Below are 25169 nucleotides of genomic sequence, written 5' to 3'. Positions count from 1 at the left end.
CGGTACAAAAAGCATTTTACCACAGAAAAGAGTAATTTTATCCAAAAAATAAGTGGACAGTAAAATTTAGTTGACAAATTTGTTTGTTGTATTTAAATTAGAAGGCAAGGAACAGTTTCGTATAGGATTTCTTTCGCCCTAAAAAATGAGGAAATTTAACTAAAAGGTTGGCATTGCTAGTGAAATGTCGACCTTTTTTCTGTTTTATCCCCCTTTCTAGAGTGAATGAAAATCTATACAATTCTGAACAAAAAAGAGAGAGCGAGGGAAATGAGCAATGAAAAAAGCGTTGGCGATCCTGTTGGCCGCCCTGACGGCGTCGTCGCTGCTGATGACCGGCTGCGGCGAGAAGGACGAGGGCAACAAGGACGGGGAGAAGAAGTACCGGGTAGTGATGATCTGCGGCGCCCTGGGGGACAAGTCCTACTACGACATCGCCTATGAAGGGCTCAAGCGGGCCGGCTCTGAATTGGGGGTGGAGATCAAGGTGGCCGAGATCGGCACCGACAAGGCCAAGATGGAGCCCGCCATTCAGGACGTGGCCGACGCCGGGTACGACCTGATCTTCTTTGGCAGCAGCGAGTACATCCCCATCATCGAAAAGCACCAGGACGAGTACAGGGAGTCCAAGTTCGTGGGCTTTGACATCGAGCCCAGCACCGAGATCAAGATGTCCAACATGTTCTGTGTCACCTACCTGCAAAACCAGGTGGACTTTCTGGCCGGCGTCCTCGCCCAGAAGATGTCCAAATCGGGCACCATCGGCTTTTTGGGCGGTACCGAGGGCACCATCATCAACGACTTTTTGATTGGCTTCATCGAGGGCTCCCTCCTGGCCAACCCCAAGGGGAAGGTGGCATCCTCCTACATCGGCAGCTGGACCGATGCCGCCAAGGGCAAGGAGATGGCCCTGGTGCAGATCAAACAGCTGGGGGCCGACCTGCTCCACCCCTGCGCCATGGGCGCCGGGCTGGGAGTCATTGAGGCCTGCCGCGACAACGACCTCTGGGCCATCGGCGTGGACGCCGACCAGCGGGAATTCTTCATCGACAGCAAGAAGGACATCGCCGACGCCATTCTCACCTCGGCCATGAAGCGGGGGGACATGGTGGTCTACAAGGTCATTAAAGACACCCTGGCCGGCACCCAGGAGTACGGCCACCTGGAGAAGTGGGGCCTGAAGGAAGAGGCCGTGGGCCTGGCCAAGAACGACTACTACAAGGAGCACACCCCGCAGGAGATCCAGGACTATGTGGACAAAGTGGAGAGCCAGCTCCTCGACGGCAGCCAGGAGGTCTCCACCGCCTACGGCATGAGCCAGGAGGACTTTGTCGCCATCCGCGAGGGGGTCAAGCCCTGACGGCGCACACACTGCCTCCGCAAAAAAGAAAAAAATTTAAAAAAGTTGGATTGGTGGCCCTAAAACTTTTCCAGGTTTTACCTAGATGTTTTTGCCAAGAAAAAAAGAAGGCTTTTGTATCCCCACACAAAAGTGGAGTCGATCTTCCGCCAAAAGGGACAAATCCCGCCCTCTGCAATTGGAGGAAACGGCGAGAAAATAGGCTTTTTCCCAGTTTGTCAAGGCCTTAAAAAAATCTGTTCAAGCGGGACAATTGTCCTAGCTCCCCCCCTTTTCAAGGTCTAGGATGGGATTGTGAAGAACGGGTGAACGCCCGTCGAAATCGTAAAAATCCAAATCAAGAGAGCGAGGGAAAATTGTGAAAAAGGCACTGGCAATTCTGTTGGCCGCCCTGACGGCGTCGTCGCTGTTGATGACCGGCTGCGGCGAGAAGGACGAGGGCAACAAGGACGGGGAGAAGAAGTACCGGGTGGTGATGATCTGCTCGGCCCTGGGGGATAAGTCCTACTACGACATCGCCTATGAGGGGCTCAAAAAGGCCGAGACCGACCTGGGGGTGGAGATCAAGGTGGCCGAGATCGGCACCGACAAGGCCAAGATGGAGCCCGCCATCCAGGACGTGGCCGACGCTGGGTACGACCTGATCTTCTTTGGCAGCAGCGAGTACATCCCCATCATCGAAAAGCACATGGACGAGTACAAGGAGTCCAAATTCGTGGGCTTTGATATCGAGCCCACCACCGAGATCAAGATGTCCAACATGTTCTGCATCACCTACCTGCAAAACCAGGTGGACTTTCTGGCCGGCGCGCTGGCGCAGAAGATGTCCAAGTCCCACACCATCGGCTTCCTGGGCGGCAGCGAGGACACCATCATCAACGACTTTTTGATCGGCTTCATCGAGGGTTCGCAGCTGGTTGCCCCCAACGGCAAGGTCGCCACCTCCTATATCGGCAGCTGGACCGACGCCGCCAAGGGCAAGGAGATGGCCCTGGTGCAGATCAAACAGCTGGGGGCCGACCTGCTCCACCCCTGCGCCATGGGCGCCGGGCTGGGAGTCATTGAGGCCTGCCGCGACAACGACCTCTGGGCCATCGGCGTAGACGCCGACCAGCGCCAGTTTTTCATCGACACCAAGAAGGACATCGCCGACACCATCCTCACCTCGGCCATGAAGCGGGGGGACATGGTGGTCTACAAGGTCATTAAAGACACCCTGGCCGGCACCCAAGAGTACGGCCACCTGGAGAAGTGGGGCCTGAAGGAAGAGGCTGTGGGCCTGGCCAAGAACGACTACTACAAGGAGCACACCCCGCAGGATGTGCAGACCTACATCGACGGGCTGGAGAAGAAGCTCGTCAGCGGCGAGCAGAAGGTCTCCACCATGTACGGCATGAGCCAGGACGAGTTTGTGAAGATCCGCGAGTCTGTCAAGCCGTAACAGGCGCCCCTGTTTTCTGACACGTGAAACGCACCGTCAGCGGCGGCCAGGGCCATTGGCCGGGCCCCCCGCTGCTCTGTTCAATACCGATTTGAGGGAGGTACCCCATGGAACGCGAAAACACTGTATTCATTCCCCAGACCACCTACATCTACCGGGTGGTACACCGGGTGATGGAGGGGGACTGCCAGTGCGAGCACGGCCCGATGCCAGTCACCGTCGGCCCCCTTTACGCCGACGTCTACCCCGTCACCAACGCCCAGTACTACCAGTTTGTGCAGGACAGCGGCTACCGGCCGGAGGACGACCGGGGCTACCTGCGCCACTGGGTGGACGGCTGCTACAAGCCCGAGGACGCCGACAAGCCGGTGGTCTGGGTCAGCCTGGAAGACGCCAGGGCCTACGCCGCCTTTTATGGCAAGCGGCTGCCAAAGGACTACGAGTGGCAGTACCTGGCCGCCGGGGACGAGTGCCTCGAGTGGCCCTGGGGCAACAGCCCCGACTACAGCCGGGCCAATGTGTACAGCCACGGCCTCACCCCGGTAGACGCCTTCCCCCAGGGGGTGTCCCCCACCGGCTGTATGGACATGTGCGGCAACTGCTGGGAGATGGTGGACGAATTCCACTTTGACGGCAGCCACTACTTCCAGCTGCTGCGGGGCGGCAGCTTCTACCGGGCCCACCACTACTGGCACGCCGAGGGCGGGCCGCAGAAGAACAACACCCACTTGAAGATGCAGTTTTTGGGCGGCGCCATGAGCCGCAACGCCACCGTTGGCTTTCGCTGCGTAAAGGAGGGAGACTGATATGCTGCAATACGACCAGAACACCAAGCGGGCGGTCATCCGCAACAACACCCTCCAGATGACCCTGAATTTCGCCGACGGCATCCTCATCGAGGAGTGCTCCAACCTCCTCACCGGGGACCTGCAAAACCCCCGGCGGGAGCTCTTCAACCTCACCTTTATGGGCGGGCAGTACTCCTCCCGCGACTTTGCAGTGGGCGAGGTGCTCACCTGTCAGGACCGGGTGCACCAGCTGCTGACGGTCCCCCTGGAAAACGAAGCCCTGGGCCTCTCCATCCGGGTGCACTTCCTCAACGACAAGAAAGAGACCATCTCGGTCATCGTGCAGATCCGGGACCGCTACATCCACGGCGTCCCCTACGAGCTGTTCCTGCACAGCCCCTTTTTGGCCCAACTGTCCATGCGGGGGGAAGGGGACCGCTACTACTACCCGGCCAACGCCGTCGAGAGCCCGGACGGCACCCCGCTGCTAAAGATGATGCGGGAGAGCTTTTACAACAACGACGTCAAGCTGCCCCTGGTCTGCTGCGACAAGGGCGGGAAGAGCGGCTTTGCCGTGCAGTTCCCCTCCAAGGCCGACTTAGACGACTGCGGCGCCATCCAAAACCGCAACATGCAGTTTTCCAAGATCGCCAGCGCCGAGGAGCTGCACACCCACCAGATCCTCTGCAACCCCGACAACACCTACAACGACACCTTCGAGTTCGAGATCACCGGTCTCTCCGGCGGCTGGGTGGAGGCCTTTGCCCGCTTCCGCCAGCAGTGGGAGAGCGGGTACGACTTCTCCGAGTACGAGAAGGAGGATCTGAAGTGGTTCAACGAGAAGTTCCTCCACCAGTTCTCCTTCCTCTACGGCACCGAGGCCTATGACGCCGAAAACCAGAGGATCGACCCCGAAAAGCTGCTCAAAGAGGGGGAGGCGTTCGGCGGATTCGACACCGTCACCCTCTGGAACCAGTACCCCCGCCTGGGCGTCGACAAGCGCAGCCAGTGGGATTTCTACAACGACTTCCCTGGCGGGATGGCCGCCTTTAAAGAGGCGGTGGACGCCTTTCACGCCAAGGGGGTACAGGTCTTCATGCCCTACATCCCCTGGGACGCCGGGGCCGAGGAATCCCCCGAGACCCTGGGCGATCACTTCGCCGGGCTGCTGGAGCAAACCGGCGCCGACGGCTACCAGCTGGACACCCTGGGCGACATCCCCGACTCCTTCCGCGAAAAGTGCGACGCGGTCCGCCCCGGGCTGGTGATGACCACCCAGCACCACCCCGACAAGAAACACCCCATCGAGAAGATCACCACCTCCTGGGACGAGTTCTGGGACACCCGCCCCATGCCCAAGGTGGATATCTTCCGCTTCCTCTGCCCCCGGCACATCGCCCCGGTCATCTCCCGCTGGTACCGCAAGGAGGACAAGGACCTGCTCATCCAGTACAGCCAGTTCGGCGCGGCCCCCCTGGTCATCTGGCAGGACATCTTCGGCCGCTGGATGCCCTTCTCCGCCGAGCAGAAGGCCGCCATCAAGGGCTGGAAGGAAGTCTATCTGGCCCACCGCCTCACCTACCAGTGCGCCCTGCCCACCCCCTTCTACCCGGTGGCCCCGCGGGAGGTCTACTGCAACCTCTTCCCGGCCGACAGCGGCAGCGAGCAGATCTACTCCCTCTACAACGACGGCGACCTGCCCTTTGACGGGGCCCTCTGCGAGCTCTTTGTCCCCGGCTCCAAAGCCGAGGTGATTTTGGGCAGCGGCGAGGCGTCGGTCAAGAACGGCAAGCTCTACGCCCAACTGCCCCCCAAAGAGGTGGTGCACATCTCGGTCAAACCCTAGACACCCAGCCAAACTGACCCGCCGCGGCCGCCACACAGGCCGCGGAGAGGATCTCCATCCAAATGGGGAGGGGCGCTGCCGGCTTTTGCCGGCGACCCCCCTCTGCGCTTTGGGGAAAGGGGCTGGCAAGCGCCCGCCCGCTGTGCTATAATAGCCCAGGTAAACGACGCGAGAGAAGAAAGTGGGGAGCGATCGATCATGCGCATACGCAGAAAACCCTGGGCCCGCCCCGAATTGGAGGCCTGCCCCTTTTACGTCGCCCAGCCGGGTGAGAACCGGGGGCGCTGGCGGCAGCAGTTTGCCCGCCCCGACGCCCCCCTGCACCTGGAACTGGGCTGCGGCAAGGGGGGGTTCATCTCCCAGCTGGCCCCCCAGCACCCGGAAAACAACTATCTGGCCATCGACATCAAGAGCGAGATGCTGGGGCTGTGCAAGCGCAAGGCAGAGGCCGCCTATGCCGCCGCCGGGCGGCCGGTAGATAACCTCTACATCTTCGCCCAGAACATCGAGCTGCTGCCCCAGGTGCTGGCCCCCGAGGACAGGGTCGAGCGCATCTACATCAACTTCTGCAATCCCTGGCCCAAGGCCAAGCACCAGAAGCGGCGGCTCACCCACCCCCGCCAGCTGCAAAACTACCGGGCGCTGTTGGCCCCCGGGGGGGAGATCTGGTTCAAGACCGACGACGACCCCCTCTTTGCCGACACCATGGTCTATTTTGACGAGGGCGGGTGGCGGGTGCTCTACGCCACCACCGACCTGCACGCCCAGCAGCTGCCCGACAACATCGTCACCGAGCACGAGCAGATGTTTGTCGAGATGGGAAAGACCATCAAATTCTGCAAGGCCGCCCTGGACGGCTGAACACCGAGAGGAGGGATTTCCCGTGCAACCCGAATTCATCGCCCTCTACGAGCGGGCCAAGGCGGTGCTCCGCCCCCGCCAGCTCTCCAAAAACAGCTTTGCCGGCTCGGTGGCGGCCGCCATCGAGACCCCCAGCGGGGCGGTCTACACCGGTGTCTGCATCGACACCCCCTGCTCCATGGGCTTTTGCGCCGAACACGCGGCGGCCGCCGCCATGGTCACCGCCGGCGAGAGCCGGGTGGTCCGGCTGATCGCCGTGTACGAGGACGGCTCGGTCATCCCCCCCTGCGGCCGCTGCCGCGAATTCCTCTGCCAGCTCCACGACGAAAACCCCGCCTGTTTGGTCCAACTGGCCGACCGGGTGGCCACCCTGGATGAACTGCTCCCCGACCGCTGGGGATGAGCTTGCCGGAAAACCCGCAAAACGGCCGGGCCCGCAGCCGGAAAAACGGCGGCTTTGACCGAGCCAAAGCCGCCGAAATAGCAGGATATCTCTGCCGCGCGACAGCCCTCTGTGCTGTCGCGCGGCTGTTTCTTTCATTTTTGGCGGAAGATCTGACTCTCTGTCTGTGCGGGGGGCAAAAGCATTCTTTAATTGCTGGGAAAACACCGCAGGCCCGGCCTGGCGCCCGCCGCCGGCAGATGGCTTTTCGATGCCCCGCCCCTGAAAAATTTCAGGGACAGGCAGATGCAGACCGCGGCGATGACAAGCGTGACCGCCAGCGGCACAAGGGCGCTGCCGGCCGGGGTGTTGAGAGAGGCCGCCTCGAGCAGCTTGACCCACTGCGTCAGCGGCAGGATGTCCGCCAGCCTTTGCGGGGCGGCGGGCATCCTCTCGTAGGGGAGGGTCGCCCCGGGGAAGAGCAGCATGGGAAAGTAGAGCGCGCCGGCAAGGACACCCGCCACCTCGGCTGTCTGGTAGGTTTTCATCGGCGGGAGCGCCCCCTTTCGGGATGCCGTCATGCCAGGGCAGGGGGGTGGTGACGCAGTGGAGGATTTTGGCGGGACAGCGGGTTGGGCCTTTGCACCACCCCCGGCCGCCGTCCCGCTGCGCACAGGAATAAAAAGAGAGGGGAGGAGCGGCCGGTCCCCCCCTCCCGCATTCTGTTTTTTATAGCCGCCCGGCAGAGGCGGGCGGGTTTTCTTTGGCTCGCTCTTAAGCGCGGGCCCGCTCCACCTCGGCCATGTAGCGATTGGCCCGCTCGGGATCGACCGGGTTTTGCAGGCTGCCGTTTTTGATCCAGGCGCCCACGCAGACCCCGTTGTAGTGCTGCAGCAGCTCGTAGACATTGTCGCCGGTGGTGCCGCCCCCCAAAATCAGGGGGACCTCCACCAGCCCCCGCACCGACTGGGCGTACTCGATGCTCTTTTCCGGGGTGGGGGCCGAGAGGAGCAGCCCGTCGGCATGGGCCCCGGTCACCGTCTCAAAGGCGTTTTGCGGCAGGGGGATGGGGTAGGCCGGGGTGCCGTGAAACTCGTAGATGTCTGCGTAGATGGGCATTTTGGAGCCCAGCTTCTTCTTGAGCTCCAGCACCTCGACGCACTGGCCCTCGATCATCCCGCAGAGGGTCATCTCCGCCCGGGTGTAGACGTGCTCCACCCGCACAAAGTCGCTGCCGGCGGCCTCGGCCACCGCCAGGGAGGCGACCCCGTCCCAGTTGACCAAAATGCCCTGGACCATCTCGGGGAAGGCCGCCTTCAGTCGGGTGGCCAGGGCGGTCATGCAGGCCACCGTCTCGGGCCCGCACTGCTGTTTGACCGGGCCGTCGGCGAAGTTTTGCAGGATGTAGCCGTCAAAGCCGTATTTCTGCAGGGTGCCGGCCTCGTTCAGGGTGTAGTCCAGGATGGCGCCCATCCCGCGGCCATCGTAGAGATAGCTGCCGGGCAGCGGCGGCGGCTGCACCATCCCCAGGGCGATCTTCTTCTTTCCAAACAGCTCCATTTACAGTTCCCCCTTTTCCAATTTTGCGGCGTATTCCCGGGCGACGCCGAACATGGCCGTCCCCGGCACGATGCCCACCTCGGTGATGTAGCCGGTGATGTACTCCGGCCCGATGATCGAGAGGTCGGGGCAGGTGAAGTCGGTGTGGGCGCGCAGGTTTTCGTCCCAGTGGGGGGCCAGCAGCCCCGACAGATCCTGGGCCAGGTCCCGCTTCACGATCCCCTGCAGCCCCCGCATGTCCACCTTGATGAGGGTGGTGGGGATGTAGAAGGGGACCCCCGCCTGCTTGCAGAGGATGGCCAGCATGTCGGTGCCCACCGTGTTGGCGGCGCTGCCGTCGGGGTAGAAGGTCTCCACCCCGATGAAGGCCATGTCGCTTTTTTTGAGGAAGTGGTAGATGGCCACGTCGGGGAAGAAGTGCACCCGGTGCCCCATCTCCACCGCGGTCACCGCAAAGGGTTTGCCCCCGTCCAAGACCCGGCTCTCGGGGATGTAGATGTCCATGATCTGCCCGTTCAGGGCCGCCTGCTTGGCGATGGCGTCCACCGAGGAGGAGTAGTCGAACACCAAGATCCCCTTGCAGCCCTTGATGAGGTTGTAGCCATAGGTGACGATGTTGTCCATCCACTCCCGAGCCTTTTCGCCGTAGCGGTTGCAGCTGTCGGTCACCCGCTTGCAGGCCTCGGCCAGGGGGGCCTCCCGCAGGGCGGGCAGGCCGCCGGTCATCAGTTTGATGGCGTTGGTCACGGCCACGGTGCTCTCGCCCCGCAGCTTGTCAAAGTACCCGGCGATCGCCAGCACCCGGTCGATCATCTCCCCGGCGGAGAGGCCATTTTCGGCGGCGTGGGCGGCGATGTCCTTGAGCATGTTGCCGATGGAGACGATGTTGGCGCTGGCCCCCAGCTTTCGGGCGAGGACGATGTCGTCAAAATCGTCCTTGGCGCTGGGGGAGAGGTACTCTTTCAGGGTGTCGGGTTGGTACATGGGTTGTCCTCCTTTTTAAAGGGGCCGTCAGGCGGCGCCCGCAGTCAACAAGATTAAATATGTATTTTCATTTATACAAGTTGTATAATATGGATCAGAAAGCGGGGGGCGCGACCCGCAGGCCGGCGTGATCGCGGGCAAAGGCCTCCACCTCGGCCACTGACACGGCCCCGGTGCGGGAGCCCACCGAGAGGATGGAGCGGTTGGCGGCGGCGGTGGCGAACTCCCCGGCCTCCCGCAGGGTCATCCCGCTGCAGAGGCCGTGCAGGAACCCGGCGTTGAAGGTGTCCCCGGCGCCGGTGGTGTCCTTGGGCTTGACGTCGTAGGCGGGGATGGCGATCTCCCCCTCCCGGGTCTTGACGATGCAGCCCTTGGCCCCCAGGGTCAGAAGGACGATCTTGTCGCTCTCGCCGATGAGCTCGTCGATGGCCGCCAGCCCCCGCCCGGCACAGAACTTTTCCAGCGAGGCGTCGTTGAAGGAGAGGACGGAGGCGCGCTCAAAATAGAAGCGGTCGTCCGGGTCGTCGTAGGAGGTGAAGGTGGAGCGCTCGGCGTCGTACATGATTTTGACCCCGTGGGCCACCAGGTCGTCGATCAGCTCCCGGTTGCCGGCGATCTCCTTCATGTTGACCATGGTGGTGTAGATGTAGGAGGCCCCCTCCATCAGCTCCCGCTTCTGGGGGGTCATGGTGATGAAGGGCTTGTGGTTTTCGTAGAGGAGCACCGTCTTCTCGTTGCCCGAGAGGAGGATCTGGGCGCGGATGTTCTCCTCCCCCGGCAGCACCTCGATGTAGTCGGTGTCGATGCCGTGGCTGCGCAGGTCCTCTAGCAGCATGGGGGTGTACTGGTCGTCCCCCAGCGAGTCCAGCAGGTAGGTCTTGGTGCCAAAGGCGCTGAGGATGACCGCGCTGTTGGCCGTCAGCCCGCCGGGCGAGACCGACAGCTGGCGGATAAAGCACTTGTCCCCCACCACCAGCGGCTGCACGCACTCGTAGTACTCGTCGATGTCGTTGGGCCCCACGGCCACCACGTAGCCGCTCGGGCGGTTTGTCTGATTCATGGCAGTTGCCTCCTTTATATTGCAGCGCGCCGCGCTAGCGCAGCAGCAGCTTTAACAGGTCCAACTTTTCGCCGTAGGGCGGGTAGCGCACCGGCAGGTCCAGGCTGCCCCGCAGCACCACCGGCTTTTGGTGGCTCATGGCCAAAAAGCCGTGGGGGCCGTGGTAGCGGCCCATCCCGCTGGCCCCCACCCCGCCGAAGGGGAGGGTGTTCCCGGCCATCTGCACCACCGTGTCGTTGACGCAGCCCCCGCCGAAGGAGAGCTGTTCGCAGACCCGGCGCACCGTCCCCGCGCTGCGGGTGAAGAGGTAGAGGGCCAGCGGTTTCTCCCCCGCGCGCACCAGGCGGATGGCGTCGCCCAGCCGGTCGAAGGTGACCAGGGGCAACAGGGGGCCGAAGAGCTCCTCTTTCAACAGGGGGTCGCCCGGCTCCGCCTCGACGACGGTGGGCTCGATCTTCAGCTCCTCCCGGCAGACGCCGCCCCCCACCAGGGGGGTGCGGCCGATGAGCAGCCCCGCCAGCCGGTCAAAGGCGCGGGCGCTCGCCAGGCGGGGGTAGTCTTTGTTGCGGGCAAAGTCGGGGCAAAGCAGCGCCAGCTGCCGCCGCAGCTCTGCCACCAGCGCCTCCTTCACCGAGCGGTGCACCAGCAGGTAGTCGGGGGCCACGCAGGTCTGCCCGGCGTTGAGCAGTTTGCCCCAGAGGATGCGCCGGGCCGCCAGGGGGATGTCGGCGCTGGGGGCGACGATGCAGGGGCTCTTCCCCCCCAGTTCCAGGGTCACCGGGGTCAGGTGTTCCGCCGCCGCCCGCATCACGATCTTCCCCACCCGCTGGCCGCCAGTGAAGAAGATGTAGTCAAACCGCTCGGCCAGCAGGGCCTGGGTGGTCTCCACCCCGCCGGGGATGCAGCTGACCCACCCCTCCGGCAGGGCCAGCCGCAGCAGCCGGCAGAGGGCCTGGGCGGTGGCAGGCGCCCCCTCGGAGGGCTTGAGCACCGCGCAGTTGCCCGCGGCGATGGCGTCGATGAGGGGGATGAGGCAGAGCTGTACCGGGTAGTTCCAGGGGGCGATGATCAGCACCAACCCCCGGGGCTCGGGGCGGAGGAAGGCCCCCGCCGGGAAGTGGAGGGGGGAGACCGCCGCCAGCTTGGGCCTGGCCCACCTTCGCAGGTGGGCCAGGGTGTAGCGCAGGTGCTGCCGCACCAGCCCCACCTCGGTCTCGTACCCCTCAAAGGGGTGTTTGCCCAAATCCCGCTCCAGGGCGGCCAGCAGGTCGCCCTCGCTCTGCTCCAGCGCCCGCAGCAGCCGGCGCAGGGCTGCCTCCCGCCGGGGCAGAGGGCGGGTCGCGCCGCTGTCAAAGTAGACGCGCTGCCGACCTAGCCGCTTTTCCAGATGGTTCATCGCTCTGTCTCCCCACTTGTCAAATCGTTTTTTTCACTCTGTACACCTAGTATAGCACAACCTGGCCCCTCTGTTTCGGCGCTTTCCCGGTTGTCCTCCATTCTCTGTGCAAGTTCACAAAAGATTCACAAAGAAATTGTTGCATATCGCCAACAGCCGACGTATAATAAACCACATTGATAATTTACATACTGAACTATTTGCAGGGGAGGAACGGGAGATGCAGGACGACCGCGCGTTGGCGGTGCAGATTTTGAAGGAGACCCACCGGTTTGGCTACCGGCGGATGGCCCGGGCGCGGGACGCCGCCCTCTTCCAGGGGGAGATGGCGGTGCTCGGCTGTCTTTACGGCTGCACCGAGGGGGCGGAGGGGCCCCTCTCCCCCTCTCAAATCAGCGCCGAGCTGGGGGTCAGCCGGGCCCAGGTGACCTCGGCCCTCAACTCCCTCGAAAAAAAGAGGCTGTTGCAGCGCCAGCCCAGCCAGTCCGACCGCCGCCGGGCCCAGGTCACCCTCACCGAGGAGGGGCGGGCCTTTATCCAGGGGCAGACCGACCTCTTTGTAGAGAAGGTGACCCACATCATCCGCCAGATGGGGCGGGAGGACTTTTTGCAGATGATCTCGCTTGTCAAGGCGGCCTTTCAGGCCGCGTTTCAATACGACCGGGAACACCCCGAGCAGTCGCCCAGGGGGCCCCGGCACACAGGTGAAGGGAGAGAGAGAGATTGACCAAACTGACAAGGTATTTCAAGGCCTACTGGTCGCAGATCCTGGCGGTCTTGGCGCTGCTGTTCCTGCAGGCTATGTGCGACCTGTCGCTGCCCGACTACATGTCGGACATCGTCAACAACGGGGTGGCCGCCCAGGACCTGGCCTACATCCTTCCCGCCGGCGGGAAGATGCTGCTGGTGGCCCTGGTGGGGGCCGGCTGCACCGTGGCGGTGGGGCTGATCGCCGCCCGCATCGCCGCCGGCATCAGCCGCGACCTGCGAAACGACGTCTTTTCCAAGGTGGAGGGGTTTTCCCTGGCCGAGTTTGACCGCTTTGGCGCCTCGTCGCTGATCACCCGCACCACCAACGACATCCAGCAGATCCAGATGGTGACGGTCATGCTGCTGCGCTTCGTCCTCTACGCCCCCATCCAGGGCATCGGCGGCGTCATCAAGGCCGTGGGGAAGAGCCCCTCCATGAGCTGGCTCATCGCCCTGGCGGTGCTGGTCATCCTCGGGGTGATCTTGGTGCTGTTCTCCATCGTCCTGCCCCGTTTCAAAGTGGTGCAGAAGCTGGTGGACCGCCTCAACCGGGTCACCCGCGAATCCCTGGTTGGGATGCTGGTCATCCGCGCCTTCAACAACCAAAACCACGAGGAGGAGCGCTTTGACGAGGCCAACCGCGACCTGACCCACCTCAACACCTTTGTCCACCGGATCATCGCCGCCATGATGCCCACCATGATGCTGGTGATGAACGCCCTCACCGTGGGCATCGTCTGGTTCGGCTCCCACTATGTGGACGCCGGCAGCATGCAGATCGGCGACATGATGGCCTTCATCCAGTACGCCATGCAGATTATCATGAGCTTCCTCATGGTGTCCATGGCCTTCGTCCTCCTCCCCCGGGCCAGCGTCTCGGCCGAGCGCATCAACGAGGTGCTCACCTGTGAGCCCGCCATCCGCGACCCCGAGGGCGACCGCTCCGCCGAGGGCGGCAACACCCTCCCCGGCACGGTGGAGTTCCGCAACGTCTCCTTTGCCTACCCCGGGGCCGACGACGAGGTCATCAAGAACATCTCCTTTGTCGCCAAGCCCGGGCAGACCACCGCCTTCATCGGCTCCACCGGGTCGGGCAAATCGACCCTCATCAACCTGATTCCCCGCTTCTACGACGCCACCGAGGGCCAGATCTTGGTGGACGGGGTGGACGTGCGGGAGCAGAGCCAGCACGCCCTGCACGACAAAATCGGCTATGTCCCCCAGAAGGGGGTGCTCTTCACCGGCACCATCGCCGACAACCTGCGCTACGGTGACGAGGAGGCCAGTGAGGAGGAGCTGCGCCAGGCCGCCCAGGTGGCCCAGGCGCTGGACTTCATCGAGGAGAAGCCCGACGGCTTTGAGACCGAGATCGCCCAGGGCGGCGGCAACGTCTCCGGCGGGCAGAAACAGCGCCTCTCCATCGCCCGCGCCCTGGTGAAAAAGCCCGAGGTCTACATCTTTGACGACAGCTTTTCCGCCCTCGACTTCAAGACCGACGCGGCCCTGCGCCGGGCCCTGGCCCCCCAGACCAAGGACGCCACCGTCCTCATTGTCGCCCAGCGCATCTCCAGCATCATGCACGCCGAGCAGATCGTGGTGATGGACGACGGCCAGATCGCCGGCATCGGCACCCACCGGGAACTGCTGGAAAACTGTGAAGTCTACCGCGAGATCGCCCAGTCGCAGCTTTCAAAGGAGGAATTGGCATGAGTGAGAAAACCACCCACCGCCCCCGCCGCGGCGGCCCCATGGGCGGCGGCATCAAGCCTGCGGGTGAAAAGGCCAAGAACTTCAAGGGCACCATGGGTCAGCTGGCGCGGTACATGCGCCCCTACTACCTGAAAATCGCCGTTGTCTTTCTCTTTGCCATCGCCAGCACTGTCTTTGTGGTCATCGGCCCCAAGATCCTCGGCAACGCCACCGACGCCATTGTGGACGGCTTTGTGCAAAAGGCCGCCTACGGCCAGATCATGGAGCACCTGCCCGAGGGCGTTCAGCTGCCGGAGGGCACCACCGCCGGCCAGCTGCTGGCGCAGATGCCCGAGGAGGCCAAGGCCAAGATCCCCGAGGGCACCCTTGAAAAGATCCAGGAGATGGACCTCTCCCACGAGCCGGGCATCGACTTTGGCCGGGTGGGGGGCATCCTCCTCTGGCTGCTGGGGCTCTACGCCCTCAGCGCGGCCTTCAGCTATGTGCAGGGCTTTATCATGAACGGGGTCTCCCAGCAGGTGTCCTACAACCTGCGGCGGGACATCTCCAAAAAAATCAACCGGCTGCCCCTGGCCTACTTTGACCGCCAGACCCACGGCGAGGTGCTCAGCCGGGTCACCAACGACGTGGACACGGTGGCCACCACCCTCAACCAGTCCCTGACCCAGATGGTCACCGCCGTGGCCACCCTGGCCGGCGTCCTCTACATGATGCTGTCCATCAGCGTCTGGATGACCCTGGTCGCCCTGGTGATGCTGCCCATCTCGGTGGGGCTGATTTCCACCGTGGTCAAAAAGAGCCAGAAGCACTTTGTCGGCCAGCAGAAATACCTGGGCAACGTCAACGGCCACATCGAGGAGATGTACTCCGGCCACAACGTGATCAAGGTCTTCAACCGGGAGGACGTCTCGGTCAAGAAGTTCAAAAAAATCAACCGCAAGCTCTACGACTCGGCCTGGAAGAGCCAGTTCCTCTCGGGGCTGATGATGCCCATCATGACCTTCGTGGGCAACCTGGGCTATGTGGGGGTCTGCGTGCTGGGCGGCTACCTGGCGGTGCAGGGCTCCATCAGCATCGGCAACATCCAGTCCTTCATCCAGTACCTGCGGCAGTTCAACCAGCCCATCTCGCAGATGGCGTCCATCGCCAATGTGCTGCAGAGCACTGCCGCCGCGGCGGAGCGGGTGTTTGAGTTTTTGGCCGAGACCGAAGAGGTTCCCGAGAAAGATCCCCCCAAAGAGCTGGGCGAGGTGCGGGGCCAGGTGGACTTTGAAGACGTCTCCTTCGGCTACCGCGACGACAAGATCATCATCCACGACTTCACCTCCCACATCCAGCCGGGGCAGCGCATCGCCATTGTCGGCCCCACCGGCGCCGGCAAGACCACCATCGTCAAGCTGCTCATGCGCTTTTACGACGTCAACGGCGGCGCCATCAAGGTCGACGGGGTGGACATCCGCGACCTGCGGCGCAGCGACCTGCGGGATGTCTTCGGCATGGTGTTGCAGGACACCTGGCTCTACGGCGGCACCATCCGCGAGAACATCCGCTACGGGCGGCTGGACGCCACCGACGAAGAGGTGGAGGCCGCGGGAAAGGCCGCCCATGTGGAGCACTTTGTCAAGACCCTGCCCGGCGGCTACGATGCCGAGCTCAACGAGGAGGCCAGCAACGTCTCCCAGGGTCAAAAGCAGCTTTTGACCATCGCCCGGGCCATGGTCAGCGACCCGAAGATCCTCATCCTCGACGAGGCCACCAGCTCGGTGGACACCCGCACCGAGGTGCGCATCCAAAAGGCCATGAACAACCTGATGAAGGGGCGCACCAGCTTCATCATCGCCCACCGGCTCTCCACCATCAAGGACTGCGATTGGATCTTGGTGATGAAGGACGGCGACATCATCGAGCAGGGCACCCACGACCAGCTCATCGAGCAGGGCGGCTTTTACAAGACCATGTACAACGCCCAGTTTGAACAGACCGCATAAGGGCTTGTCCGACAGACAAAAGGGGCCCGGCGCCATTGCGCGCCGGGTCCCTTTTTTTGGAAGCGGTGCCGGGGGAAGAGGGAAAAAGCCGCCCCCGGCAGGCGGGAACGGCTTGACAGGCCTTTGACCATTACATGGCCAGGATCTGGGCCAGGGTGTTGGCCTTTAATTCTGCAATCAAGACATTTTGAATGCGACAGAGTTCTTTGTGGACGGTGCAGACCTTTTCCCCGCTGTTGTTGATACAGACATAGCCCCCTTCCAGGCACTCGTTGAGCAGCAGGTTGCCGCCGATTGCCCGGGCAATGTCCAGCAGGGTCGTCTCGTTGAGATCACAGAGCAGGCGGTAGCCGCCGCCCTGGCCGCGGATGACAGTTACGATTTCGCTGTGACTGAGCTTTTTGAGAACTTTGTAACCGAACTCGGTGGGGATGTCCTCCATGCTGCATATTTCTTTGATGTTGTGTTTTTCGCCATCGGCCAGTGCGCGCACCGCCCGAATGGCATAGTCCATTTCCCGCGTGATTAACATGATACACCACCTTATTGAAGAACTGTTGTCTGCACAGCGGAGGACAGGCCCTCGCCGTTTAACTGTACCAACATTCTAACAAAAAAGGCAATAATGGTCAATAAATGGGATTGCTTTACAGAAAATGGATGAAAAGGAAGAAGTACTTCCTGTGCCGGGGGCCATTTCCTGATTTTCCCCGGCGAGGTCCCCGCAGGGCAATCAGGTGCCGGCGGGGGGCAGAAGGGAGGGCCTCTGTCCGGACCAGGGGAGGCCGCGCCGTTCGCGCAGCCCTTTCCGGTTTTTGAGGAGTATTTTCTCTGTCGCCGGGCGCACACTCGCCGCCATTTTCATCTAGTGCCGCAATAGAGAGAAAAGGGAAAGGCTTCCGCCAGTTGATTGCCGCGAAACCCCACGCCAAAATGGAAAAGCGGGGTCACCCAAGGCGGACGCAGGGCGACTTGCCCTTGTGTGGCGGCTTTCGACCGTGTTATACTGGCGGTAGAAGGAGGCGAGCGCCTGTGAAGACAACGACCCGCTTTTTCCAACTGCTTTCCCTCTGCGCCCTGGCGGCCCTGCTGGCCGGCTGCGCGCCCAAAGAGCCCCCGCCCCTCACCGCCCGGGCGGGAGAGACCGCCCTCCCCACCGTCTGTGCCAAGAGCAGGTGGGGCGGTGCGGTGTACGACCGGGAGGACGTTTTTGCCGCCCTCGCCCAGCAGGAGGGGTGGGAGAACCTGCCCGAACTGGCGGAGGGGGAGGAAATCGTCCTGCGGCTGGACGGCCGTTCCCCCGGTGAAATGGCGGTGGGGGGCTGGACGCTGGACGAGCAGGGCCGCCGGCTGGAACCCTTTTCCGCGGCCGCCCCTGTCTGGGACGGGAAGGACGGCAGCTGGACGGTGCCCGCCCTGCCGGAAGGCGAGGCGGTTTGCGGCGTGTTGCTGGCGTGCAGCTGGGGCGAAAACACCCGCTGCGAGTACGCCTTTGCCTACCGACGGTAGCCGCAAAGTTTCGCCGCTCCCCTTGTGTGAGGGGGGCGGCCCTCTTTTTACCGCCCTGCTGGGTGGGGAGACTGACTGTCGGGCGGCGGTACCCCCTACCCTTTCCCGGTGGACGGCGTCAGGGTGGGATGCGGGACGGGAGGCCGCCGCGTAGTGGATGCCCTTCCCTGCTGCTGGAGCGGAGGGGGGCGACCGACAGAAGCGACGGGGTCCAGCTCCCCCCATGCCTTTTCCCCCCACTGGACGAGTAGGAACCGACCGCTGAGCGGTGTTTTTCCCCTTTTCCCCCTGCCGGTGAACGGTGCCAGAGAAGGAGGGGGCGAGACTGTTGCGGATCGTGTCCCCTCTCCTGCCGCTGGCGGGTCGTGCAGAGAGGGTCGCTTGGGGAGTTGGCAGGGGCCGGGCTGCTTTTTCCGCCTTCCCCTCTTGCTGCCCTGCGGGTGGGAGGGGAGGACTGCCGGGCGGTGTTCCCCTCTCCCCTTTTGCCCTTTCTGGCGGACGGCGTCAGAAAGGGATGTGGGGGGAGAGGCCGCCGTGGGGTGTCCGCCCTCTCACGCCGCTGTCGGGAGGGAGAGGGCGGCGGAAGATGGGGAGCGGTAAAGCCTGTCCTTCCCTCTGCGCACCTTTTTTATGCCCTGCTGGATGGGGAGAAACCAACAGCTGGGCGGCCGTGCTCCTCTGCCCTCTGCCAGCGGGCAGCGTCGGGGCGGGATGCAGGGAGGGACCGCCGTGTGGCGGATGCCTTCCCCGCTGCTATCGGGGCGGGAGAGGGGGTGGTCTCTGGAGAGTGACAGGGGCTGGCGGCCCTCCCTCTGCGCGCCTTGTCCCCTGCCGCTAGAGGGGGATGCGGTCCCCCTCTTTTATAAAAGAGAAAGCCCTTCTCTACCTGGCGGATGGGGTCGATGGGGAAGAGAACTACTTGACTTGCACACCCTTTTGTAGCTCTCGTTTATAAGGGGGAAAAGACGTCCTCGGTTTGACGATGTGGGAAATGTGAGCTGTTTGGATGGCGAAAAAATTTCCCTGCTCCCCGCTCTCGTTCATTTTCCCAGCCAGGGAACTTTGGATGGGGAAATGACGAGATCGGCGATTTGGCGGAGCGGTATCGCCAATTGAGTGAGGAGGACTGGGCGGTTTCCGAAAGACCGCCGAGACTCTTTGAGAGGGGCAGGCGGCCCGCCGCGACCGGAGGGCGAGGAGAAGGGGAGCGCACCTTCTCTTTTTTTGCGGGCCGGTTGCAAAGGGCGTCGAAATTTGTTAGACTTGGAGTATCTTTTCAGAAAGGGAGTATGGCCCATGTCTTGTTCCACCAGTGCCAACAAGGACACCTGCCCCTGCACCGCCGACTGCAAAAATCACGGCCACTGCTGTGAGTGCATCAAGCTGCACCGGCAGGAGAACATCCACGAGGCGGTGGCTTGCATGCAGTGCAAGTTCGCCGAGAAAAAGTAGGATTTCCCGGCAGGAGGGGGCGGCCCGGCAGGCGCTGGGCCGCCTTTTTTTTGCGCCGTCGGCCAAACTGTGCTATACTGAACGAAACGACAGATCGCCCCCTGGGGGCGGGGAGGAGCCGACTGTGATCAAGTGGTTTAAAAAGCTGCCCAACACCACCAAAATGCTGATGATGTCGGGCGTGGTGGCCCTGCTGGCCATTCTTTTGGTGACCGTCACCGTCCTGCAAAACGCATAAAAAGGGCCCGCCGGAAGCGGGTCCTTTTTTGTGCTTACGGGAGCGGGGGCACGGGGCCTGCGGAAGGGCCCGCCATGGGGTTGAATGGCGAGAAGAGGCGGCAGACGACAAAAAGGGCGCCCGCGAACCCCGTTCGCGGGCGCTTCTTTATGCGCGTCAGACCTGCGCTGTCTCCGGCAGGCGGATGCGATCGAGGGCCGCCTGGTCGGCAATCATCCGCCCGGTCTGGCGGAAATCCACCCGGTAGATGGTGCAGGCCAGCTGGATCACCGTGTCGATAAAGGGGGTGGGGATCCCCAGCAGCCGCCCCACACTGGAGATGGGGACCAGGCCGGTGGGCACATCCTCCCAGACATAGCGGCAGTCGGTGGACTGGGGGGCGTAGACGTCGGCGTAGGCGGGGTTTTTCTGAATGGTCTCGTAGAGGTCTGCCCCCGGCTCGATGCCGTAGGAGCGCACCAGCCACTCCAGGGCGGTCTCCACCTCCAGCCCGAGGCCGGCGGCCACGGCCACCCGCTCGGCGTCCACCTGGCTGATGTACTGGGCGACCATGGGGGTGATGGCCTCTTTGTAGTAGAGGAAGGTCTGCCCCGACTCGATGCGGGTGTAGTTGAGGAGGATGGGGGTGGGGTGGAAGATCATGCCGATGTTGGTCAGCCCGGTGTAGAGGATGGAGGGCACCCCGTGGATCCCGGAGAAGAGCTCCTGCATCAGCTCCACCGCCGCCGGGGTCCGCTCCGGCTCCAGGCAGGCAAGGCGGATGTCCTCTTTGATGGAGTAGATGATGGGGTGGTTGAACTCCTGGTTGCGGCAGGTGAACACCAGGGTGTCGGTCTCGGCCACGGTGACGTCGGCGGTGCAGCTGCAGCTCTCCAGGGTGTGGGCAAACTCGTAGGCGCCAAAGGTGCGGCCGGGATTGAGGACCACTGTCTGCCCGCTCTTCAAATAGGGGGCCATTTTGGTGGCGATCTCCTTGTGGGTGTTGGCAGGGGTGGCCACCATGATCAGTTCGCTGCCGCGAATGGCCTCCTCCATGTCCAGGGTCACCAGGCCCACCGGCACGGTGGCATTCACCACGCCGGCCAGGTTGATTTCCGGCTGGGCACGGTAGAGTTCCACCTTCTGGGGGGTGCGGGTGAACAGCTTGACCTGGTGGCCCAGGTAGGTCAGGTAGCCGGTAAAGGCGGTGCCGCCGTTGCCGCTGCCGATGACAGTAATTTTCATCCTGAATCCCCCTCTGCTTATGCGTGAAGGGGAGCGGGGTCCAAGTGTCCCTCAATCGGGATCCCCTCTTTTTCGCAGAGGTGGGCCAGCCGTTCCCGCTCGGTCAATTCCCGACCGGCCTTCCGGTCGTACGCCACGCAGCGGCCGCCAATGATGGTGGTGAACAGGTCGCCGGTGAATTCGCCGCCCTTGACGATGTGCGGGGCGTCGATAAAGCCCCGCTTGATGCAGTCGGCGATGACGGCCGGCTCGCAGAGGGGGTCTTGGTAATTGCTGTAAAATCGCTCAATAAAGGAGAGGAGGAAGCGGGCCTCCTTGAGAAGGTGCTCTTTGCGGGTCTGCACCCGGGGGTCGTGCACCAGGTCGATCTGGTCTTCCAGGCAGGTCTTGATGACCCCGCGCACGATCTTGCAGCTCTCGATGACGTCTTTGGGGGAGGCGATGTGCTCCGCCTCGCAGAAGCCCACCACGTGGATGATGTGGGGGTGCACCGCCATCTGCATATAGGTGGTGGCCGCCAGCTGGCCCTTGGCCACGTCGAGATCGGCGCTGAGGAAGGGCAGGCCGGCCCGGGTCTCCCGGTAGAGGGTGAAGGTGTCGTCCTGCAGGCTTTCGGTCAGCTCGATCATGGCCAGCACCCGCGCCAAGTCCATGGGGAAGGAGAGGGAGTTGGGGACGTTGAACATGTACTGGCTGACGTAGTGGCGGACCCCCGCCTTTTTGGCGTTGCGGGCGCTCAGGTAGGCCATGACCACCGGAATGACGTCGTGGGCGTCGCGCAGGCCCCAGTGGTGGGGTTCGTTCGCCTCGACGGGGATGCCCCGCTCGGCGTGCCAGCGCATCAGCTCCACCGCCTCTTTGACCGAGGTGTCGATGTCCCGGTCGCCCCGGCCGTCGAGCTTGTTGTACCAGCACAGGGGGACGGCGCACCAGGCGTTGTTGAGGGTGTCTTTGAGCAGCTGCGCCATGTCGAAGACGTCGGCAGTGCCGCTGTAACAGCGGATGAGGGGCTGGTTGCCAAACTTGGTGGCGGCCTTCAGGGCCTCGAATTCCTCCCTTGTGCGCAGGGGGACGCCGCCGGCGCCCTCGTACTCGGGTTTGCGCTTTTCGGGGTGGAAGTAAAACTGCTGGGTGTTCTGGTCGGGGCCGACGGAGATGACGTCCAGCACCCGGCTCTCGGCGATCTCGCGGATGCCGGCGACCGTCTTTTCCACCGAGGGCTCGCCGTAGTGGTGGCGCAGCAGGGGGTAGGGGTACTTGGCGCCGATACGGGCCACCAGGTCGTCGGGGAGGACCTCATCTTTGGTGGCCTTTTTGCCGTTGCGCAGAAAGTAGAGGGAGTCGTCGATGTCGTCGCTCCCGTCGGAGATGTAGTCGAAGAAGTCAAATTCCTCCGCCACCCGGGCCACCGGGCCGGTGCCGCCAAAGGACCAGACGGTCTCGATCCCCCGCTCTCTCACCTTTTGCACCAATTCGGCGATCAGGGGGCGGGCATTGTCGGGGGTGAGCCGGTAGCCGACAGCCACCATGGCGGGGTGGTGCAGCTCGATTTCCCGCAACAGGTCGTCCACGGGGATGGCGGGCCCCAGGTAGATGGGGGTGTAGCCCTCCCGCTCGGCCAGCTGCAAAAAGTGGGCCACGCCGCCCACGTGCACGCAGTTGCCAAGGGATGCGCCGAGAATGATTTTTTCCATAGTCATTTCCTCCCTCCGAGAAGAGACAGGGCGGTCTTTCGACAAAAAAGCCCCGCAAAACACCCGGGCGGGGCGTTTTGCGGGGCAAACCCGCTTCAGGTATAGCGCAATCAATGGATTTTTGGTGCCGGGTCATTCGCTTGTTCCGCTATCTGCTTCAAAACGCCTCCAGGTGTGTGTTCACCTCTGTTAACTGTTGTTTGTATCGCAATTATTATAGCAGAATTGCCGGCCCTTAACAATCAACATTTTGTGAACAAAAGGGCCCACACAGAAAAGGCGGAGGAGAAATATTGGGGAATTTGACGAAAATTATGAAAAATCATTGTCGCGTTTCAATGGTTTGGGCTGGAAAAGACTGGTGGATCGACCGCTGCGGGCGGGACGGCGATTACTTGTAGGACTCGCACTTGACGGCGAAAAAGCTCTGGGGGTGGTGGCAGGCCGGGCAGATGGCCGGGGCCTCTTTTCCCTCGAACTGGTAGCCGCAGGAGCCGCACTGCCACAGCACCTTTTCCCCCTTTTTGAAAACTGCCCCCTGGGAGAGGTTTTCAATTAGGGCGCGGTAGCGCTCCTCGTGGGCCTTCTCCACCGAGCCGACCTTGGCAAAGAGGTCGGCGATCTCGGTGAAGCCCTCCTCCCGGGCCTCCTTCTCGAAGCGCTCGTAGAGGTCGGTCCACTCGGCGTGTTCGCCGCCGGCGGCGTCCAACAGGTTCTCCATGGTGGAGGGGATGCCCGCGTGCAGCAGCTTGAACCAGACTTTGGCGTGTTCCAACTCGTTGGCGGCGGTCTCGGAAAAGAGTTTGCCGTAGGCGTGCAGCCCGTCCACCCCCGCCTGGGTGGCGTAGAATTGGTACTTGGCGCAGGCCTGTGTCTCCCCGGAAAAGGCGGCCCGGAGATTTCGTTCGGTGGCGGTGCCTTTGAGTGATTTCATGAGATGTTCCTCCTCGAAATGGTTTGTGGGCGCTTTTGCGAGGGAGCGCGAAAGCCCTTCAAGCCATTTGTATGCACTGCGGGCCATTTTTGAACCGATTTGGCGCAAAAATGGAACAGAAAGGAGAGAAAAGGGCCTCTTTGACCGGGCGTTTGGGGGAGAGAGGAAGGGGCAAAAAAATCCCGCGGCGGGTGGCCGCGGGGAAGGGGTGCGTGAAGGGAAAGGGAGAAGGGGGAGGGGCGGACTAGCGCTTGAGCCGGGCGGTGACGGCGTCCACCCCCTTGGCGATCTCCTCGCGGGCGCTCTCCAGGGCGGCGGTGGGCGAGGCCCCCTCGGCGGGCTCGGGCCCCAGGGCCAGGTAGAAGAGATAGTCGCCTGCCCGCACCACCTGGGCGGCCTGGGCCTTGGGGCTGTCGGGGTACTCGCGGACGGCCTTGTCCTGGTAGGCGGCCAACTCCTCTTCCAGGGCGTCGGCCTCCCCCTCCTTGGCCTTGATGGCGATGAAGGCGTCGGGGTGTTCGGAGAGGGCGGCCTCCTCGGCGATGACTTCGTCCATCTTCTCGCGGGTCAGGCCGTACTTGCGGGACAGGGTGTCGTTGTCGATGGCCAGGGAGGGGTAGTACGCCTCGCCGTAGAGGGCCTTGACCTCCCGGTGGATGGCCGAGAGGTCGGCGTCGCTGGAGGAGCCGTTGGAGTCGTTGCCGCAGCCGGTAAAGGCCAGCAGGGCGGCCAGGAACAGGGGGAGCAGGCGGGTGATGGGGGTGTGGCGCATGGCGGTCGTACCTCGATTCTCGATTTCAAGGCCGCCGGGAAAGGGCGGCCCTTTTTCCAGAGTGTTCCCCGGCCGAGCGCCGTTATGCGCAAAAAAGCCGCCGGCGAAGGCGGGCGGCTTTTTTGTGAAAAGCGGAAATTTAGCGGGAGAAGCGGGCGCAGATGTCGAGCAGCATCTGGTTGAATTTGTCGCGGTCAGCGTCCAGGGCGACCCAGCAGTTGTCCGGCAGGTTGTGGAGCTTGCGGGTGTCCACGATGGTCTGGCCGTCGGCAAAGCCGCCGGAGATGTCCACGTCCACCCGGGTGTGCAGCAGGCCGGGGAGGACGCTGGGGTCGATGACGTAAGCCACGCAGAGGGCGTCGTGAATGGGGCAGAGGTCGGGCTCGTGCAGGGGCTGTAAGAGGTTGTAGGCCCGGGTGCGGATCTCGATGAGCTGGGCCACCATCTCCCCCACGGGGGTGTGCAGGTCGCGGTAGAGCTGGGCCTCCTCCAGCCGGGTGGAGGCCTTGTGGGTGGCGTCCAGCGGCACCAGCACCACCTTGGCCCCACAGGTGAGGACGATCTCGGCGGCCTCGGGGTCCTTCCAGATGTTGAACTCGGCCGCGGCGGTGGAGTTGCGCTCGGTGTGGCCGCCGCCCATGATGACGATCTCCTCGATATTCTCCACCACGGTGGGGTCGGCCCGCAGCACCATGGCGATGTTGGTCAGTGGCCCCACCGGGATGAGGGTAACCTTTTCGGGGCAGGACTTGATGGTGCGGATGTACCAGGGGATGAAGTTTTCATCCACCGGCTTGAGGGTGGCCTTGGGTAGGTCGAACTCCTTGGGGTGGTAGCAGATCTCGCGGCCCTGGTCGTCGTACTGGGTGGTGGGGGTCATGGGCTGGTGCAGCCGCCCGGGGTTGAGCTCTTTGACCAGGGGGACGTCCATCCCCTTGACCACGGGGATGCGCTCCTGCGCCCCCAGCAGCTCGACGATGCGCAGGGTATTTTCCAGGGTGTAGCACAGGGGCTGGTTGCCGTTGACTGCGCAGACCCCCAACAAGTCGATGTCGGGAGAGAGGTCGGCCATGATGATGGCGATGGCGTCGTCGGAGCCGGTGTCCACGTCGAGGATGACTTTGCGGGGTGTCGATTGCATGGGAAAAACCTCCTTTGATTGCCTTGGCTTTGGATTTTAGTATAGGGGCAGCTTTTGGGGGAGGTCAAGAGAAAAGAGG

Annotated in this window: 22 protein-coding genes; 11 read left to right on the top strand and 11 right to left on the bottom strand. The window is 63.0% G+C overall.

The window, feature by feature from the left end; genetic code table 11:
* Nucleotides 1-277: 277 nt before the first annotated feature.
* The 6 genes from ACTNAU_RS05255 (at nt 278) to ACTNAU_RS05230 (ending at nt 6699) form a co-directional block, all read left to right on the top strand.
* Entirely contained in the window at nt 278-1360 is a 1083-nt protein-coding gene (locus tag ACTNAU_RS05255) for a BMP family lipoprotein (protein WP_441097781.1), read from the top strand.
* 358 nt (nt 1361-1718) lie between these two features.
* The gene (locus ACTNAU_RS05250; protein ID WP_256135286.1) at nt 1719-2801 is read left to right on the top strand and encodes a BMP family lipoprotein; all 1083 of its coding nucleotides are present in this window, start codon (nt 1719-1721) and stop codon (nt 2799-2801) included.
* A gap of 107 nt (nt 2802-2908) precedes the next feature.
* Nucleotides 2909-3607, top strand: coding sequence for a formylglycine-generating enzyme family protein (locus ACTNAU_RS05245; RefSeq protein WP_185915510.1), 699 nt, complete (start codon nt 2909-2911; stop codon nt 3605-3607).
* A gap of 1 nt (nt 3608) precedes the next feature.
* Entirely contained in the window at nt 3609-5435 is a 1827-nt protein-coding gene (locus ACTNAU_RS05240) for a hypothetical protein (protein ID WP_441097780.1), read from the top strand.
* Nucleotides 5436-5633: 198 nt separating this feature from the next.
* Complete coding sequence (gene trmB, locus ACTNAU_RS05235) at nt 5634-6296, top strand: tRNA (guanosine(46)-N7)-methyltransferase TrmB (RefSeq protein WP_216400766.1); 663 nt, start codon at nt 5634-5636, stop codon at nt 6294-6296.
* Between the two features lie 22 nt (nt 6297-6318).
* The gene (locus ACTNAU_RS05230) at nt 6319-6699 is read left to right on the top strand and encodes a cytidine deaminase family protein (protein ID WP_059003317.1); all 381 of its coding nucleotides are present in this window, start codon (nt 6319-6321) and stop codon (nt 6697-6699) included.
* Nucleotides 6700-6887: 188 nt separating this feature from the next.
* Here ACTNAU_RS05230 and ACTNAU_RS05225 read toward each other — a convergent pair whose 3' ends face one another.
* The 5 genes from ACTNAU_RS05225 to ACTNAU_RS05205 all read right to left on the bottom strand — a co-directional run bounded on the left by ACTNAU_RS05225 (nt 6888) and on the right by ACTNAU_RS05205 (nt 11678).
* The gene (locus ACTNAU_RS05225; protein ID WP_441097779.1) at nt 6888-7226 is read right to left on the bottom strand and encodes a hypothetical protein; all 339 of its coding nucleotides are present in this window, start codon (nt 7224-7226) and stop codon (nt 6888-6890) included.
* Nucleotides 7227-7452: 226 nt separating this feature from the next.
* The gene (locus ACTNAU_RS05220; protein ID WP_441097778.1) at nt 7453-8238 is read right to left on the bottom strand and encodes a BtpA/SgcQ family protein; all 786 of its coding nucleotides are present in this window, start codon (nt 8236-8238) and stop codon (nt 7453-7455) included.
* Nucleotides 8239-9222, bottom strand: coding sequence for an initiation factor 2 (locus ACTNAU_RS05215; protein WP_216400769.1), 984 nt, complete (start codon nt 9220-9222; stop codon nt 8239-8241).
* 94 nt (nt 9223-9316) lie between these two features.
* Nucleotides 9317-10282 (bottom strand): carbohydrate kinase family protein, encoded by a 966-nt coding sequence (locus tag ACTNAU_RS05210; protein WP_441097777.1) that lies wholly within the window; start codon nt 10280-10282, stop codon nt 9317-9319.
* A gap of 34 nt (nt 10283-10316) precedes the next feature.
* Nucleotides 10317-11678, bottom strand: a complete 1362-nt coding sequence (locus ACTNAU_RS05205; protein WP_216400771.1) for an aldehyde dehydrogenase family protein — start codon at nt 11676-11678, stop codon at nt 10317-10319.
* Nucleotides 11679-11898: 220 nt separating this feature from the next.
* On the opposite strand from ACTNAU_RS05205, the gene ACTNAU_RS05200 reads away from it, so the two are divergent.
* Genes ACTNAU_RS05200 through ACTNAU_RS05190 form a run of 3 tightly spaced genes read left to right on the top strand, consistent with a single transcriptional unit; the run spans nt 11899 to nt 16126 of the window.
* Nucleotides 11899-12405: a MarR family winged helix-turn-helix transcriptional regulator gene (locus ACTNAU_RS05200; protein ID WP_441097776.1), complete on the top strand. Its 507-nt coding sequence runs from the start codon at nt 11899-11901 to the stop codon at nt 12403-12405.
* Entirely contained in the window at nt 12402-14138 is a 1737-nt protein-coding gene (locus tag ACTNAU_RS05195; protein ID WP_441097775.1) for an ABC transporter ATP-binding protein, read from the top strand. Before ACTNAU_RS05200 ends, ACTNAU_RS05195 begins: the two co-directional genes overlap by 4 nt.
* Nucleotides 14135-16126 carry an ABC transporter ATP-binding protein gene (locus ACTNAU_RS05190; protein WP_441097774.1) on the top strand — a complete coding sequence of 664 codons (1992 nt, stop codon included), beginning with the start codon at nt 14135-14137 and terminating at the stop codon, nt 16124-16126. The genes ACTNAU_RS05195 and ACTNAU_RS05190 overlap by 4 nt, the downstream gene beginning before the upstream one ends.
* A gap of 130 nt (nt 16127-16256) precedes the next feature.
* Here the strand turns inward: ACTNAU_RS05190 and ACTNAU_RS05185 are convergent, their stop codons facing one another.
* Nucleotides 16257-16658, bottom strand: a complete 402-nt coding sequence (locus ACTNAU_RS05185) for an RrF2 family transcriptional regulator (protein ID WP_185915521.1) — start codon at nt 16656-16658, stop codon at nt 16257-16259.
* A gap of 500 nt (nt 16659-17158) precedes the next feature.
* Between ACTNAU_RS05185 and ACTNAU_RS05180 the strand changes: the two genes are divergently transcribed.
* Together ACTNAU_RS05180 and ACTNAU_RS05175 are read left to right on the top strand one after the other, a co-directional pair.
* Nucleotides 17159-17635 (top strand): hypothetical protein, encoded by a 477-nt coding sequence (locus tag ACTNAU_RS05180; protein ID WP_441097773.1) that lies wholly within the window; start codon nt 17159-17161, stop codon nt 17633-17635.
* A gap of 1296 nt (nt 17636-18931) precedes the next feature.
* On the top strand, nt 18932-19087 hold the full coding sequence (locus ACTNAU_RS05175) for a hypothetical protein (protein WP_021660986.1): 156 nt from the start codon (nt 18932-18934) through the stop codon (nt 19085-19087).
* A gap of 394 nt (nt 19088-19481) precedes the next feature.
* On the opposite strand, the gene ACTNAU_RS05170 is transcribed toward ACTNAU_RS05175, so the two are convergent.
* The 5 genes from ACTNAU_RS05170 to ACTNAU_RS05150 all read right to left on the bottom strand — a co-directional run bounded on the left by ACTNAU_RS05170 (nt 19482) and on the right by ACTNAU_RS05150 (nt 25090).
* On the bottom strand, nt 19482-20549 hold the full coding sequence (locus ACTNAU_RS05170; RefSeq protein WP_441097772.1) for an NAD/NADP octopine/nopaline dehydrogenase family protein: 1068 nt from the start codon (nt 20547-20549) through the stop codon (nt 19482-19484).
* 17 nt (nt 20550-20566) lie between these two features.
* A complete protein-coding gene (locus ACTNAU_RS05165; RefSeq protein WP_216400777.1) occupies nt 20567-22243 on the bottom strand; it encodes a cobalamin B12-binding domain-containing protein in 1677 nt (558 codons plus the stop codon).
* Between the two features lie 391 nt (nt 22244-22634).
* Nucleotides 22635-23177 (bottom strand): rubrerythrin, encoded by a 543-nt coding sequence (rbr, locus tag ACTNAU_RS05160; protein WP_059003345.1) that lies wholly within the window; start codon nt 23175-23177, stop codon nt 22635-22637.
* Between the two features lie 244 nt (nt 23178-23421).
* Complete coding sequence (locus ACTNAU_RS05155; protein ID WP_441097771.1) at nt 23422-23949, bottom strand: DUF4358 domain-containing protein; 528 nt, start codon at nt 23947-23949, stop codon at nt 23422-23424.
* Between the two features lie 139 nt (nt 23950-24088).
* Entirely contained in the window at nt 24089-25090 is a 1002-nt protein-coding gene (locus ACTNAU_RS05150) for a nucleoside hydrolase (RefSeq protein WP_216400779.1), read from the bottom strand.
* Nucleotides 25091-25169 lie beyond the last annotated feature (79 nt).

This window comes from Bittarella sp. HCP28S3_D9 (genome assembly GCF_052065655.1).
Lineage (GTDB): Bacteria > Bacillota > Clostridia > Oscillospirales > Ruminococcaceae > Bittarella > Bittarella massiliensis.
This window is presented reverse-complemented; position numbering and strand designations above follow the sequence as displayed.

Bases quoted from the DNA above. Each gene is read 5' to 3' on its own strand.
- ACTNAU_RS05255 (WP_441097781.1), top strand. From the start codon at position 278: ATGAAAAAAGCGTTGGCGATCCTGTTGGCCGCCCTGACGGCGTCGTCG.
- ACTNAU_RS05245 (WP_185915510.1), top strand. From the start codon at position 2,909: ATGGAACGCGAAAACACTGTATTCATTCCCCAGACCACCTACATCTAC.
- ACTNAU_RS05240 (WP_441097780.1), top strand. From the start codon at position 3,609: ATGCTGCAATACGACCAGAACACCAAGCGGGCGGTCATCCGCAACAAC.
- trmB (WP_216400766.1), top strand. From the start codon at position 5,634: ATGCGCATACGCAGAAAACCCTGGGCCCGCCCCGAATTGGAGGCCTGC.
- ACTNAU_RS05225 (WP_441097779.1), bottom strand. From the start codon at position 7,226: ATGAAAACCTACCAGACAGCCGAGGTGGCGGGTGTCCTTGCCGGCGCG.
- ACTNAU_RS05220 (WP_441097778.1), bottom strand. From the start codon at position 8,238: ATGGAGCTGTTTGGAAAGAAGAAGATCGCCCTGGGGATGGTGCAGCCG.
- ACTNAU_RS05215 (WP_216400769.1), bottom strand. From the start codon at position 9,222: ATGTACCAACCCGACACCCTGAAAGAGTACCTCTCCCCCAGCGCCAAG.
- ACTNAU_RS05210 (WP_441097777.1), bottom strand. From the start codon at position 10,282: ATGAATCAGACAAACCGCCCGAGCGGCTACGTGGTGGCCGTGGGGCCC.
- ACTNAU_RS05205 (WP_216400771.1), bottom strand. From the start codon at position 11,678: ATGAACCATCTGGAAAAGCGGCTAGGTCGGCAGCGCGTCTACTTTGAC.
- ACTNAU_RS05200 (WP_441097776.1), top strand. From the start codon at position 11,899: ATGCAGGACGACCGCGCGTTGGCGGTGCAGATTTTGAAGGAGACCCAC.
- ACTNAU_RS05190 (WP_441097774.1), top strand. From the start codon at position 14,135: ATGAGTGAGAAAACCACCCACCGCCCCCGCCGCGGCGGCCCCATGGGC.
- ACTNAU_RS05185 (WP_185915521.1), bottom strand. From the start codon at position 16,658: ATGTTAATCACGCGGGAAATGGACTATGCCATTCGGGCGGTGCGCGCA.
- ACTNAU_RS05175 (WP_021660986.1), top strand. From the start codon at position 18,932: ATGTCTTGTTCCACCAGTGCCAACAAGGACACCTGCCCCTGCACCGCC.
- ACTNAU_RS05170 (WP_441097772.1), bottom strand. From the start codon at position 20,549: ATGAAAATTACTGTCATCGGCAGCGGCAACGGCGGCACCGCCTTTACC.
- ACTNAU_RS05165 (WP_216400777.1), bottom strand. From the start codon at position 22,243: ATGGAAAAAATCATTCTCGGCGCATCCCTTGGCAACTGCGTGCACGTG.
- rbr (WP_059003345.1), bottom strand. From the start codon at position 23,177: ATGAAATCACTCAAAGGCACCGCCACCGAACGAAATCTCCGGGCCGCC.
- ACTNAU_RS05155 (WP_441097771.1), bottom strand. From the start codon at position 23,949: ATGCGCCACACCCCCATCACCCGCCTGCTCCCCCTGTTCCTGGCCGCC.
- ACTNAU_RS05150 (WP_216400779.1), bottom strand. From the start codon at position 25,090: ATGCAATCGACACCCCGCAAAGTCATCCTCGACGTGGACACCGGCTCC.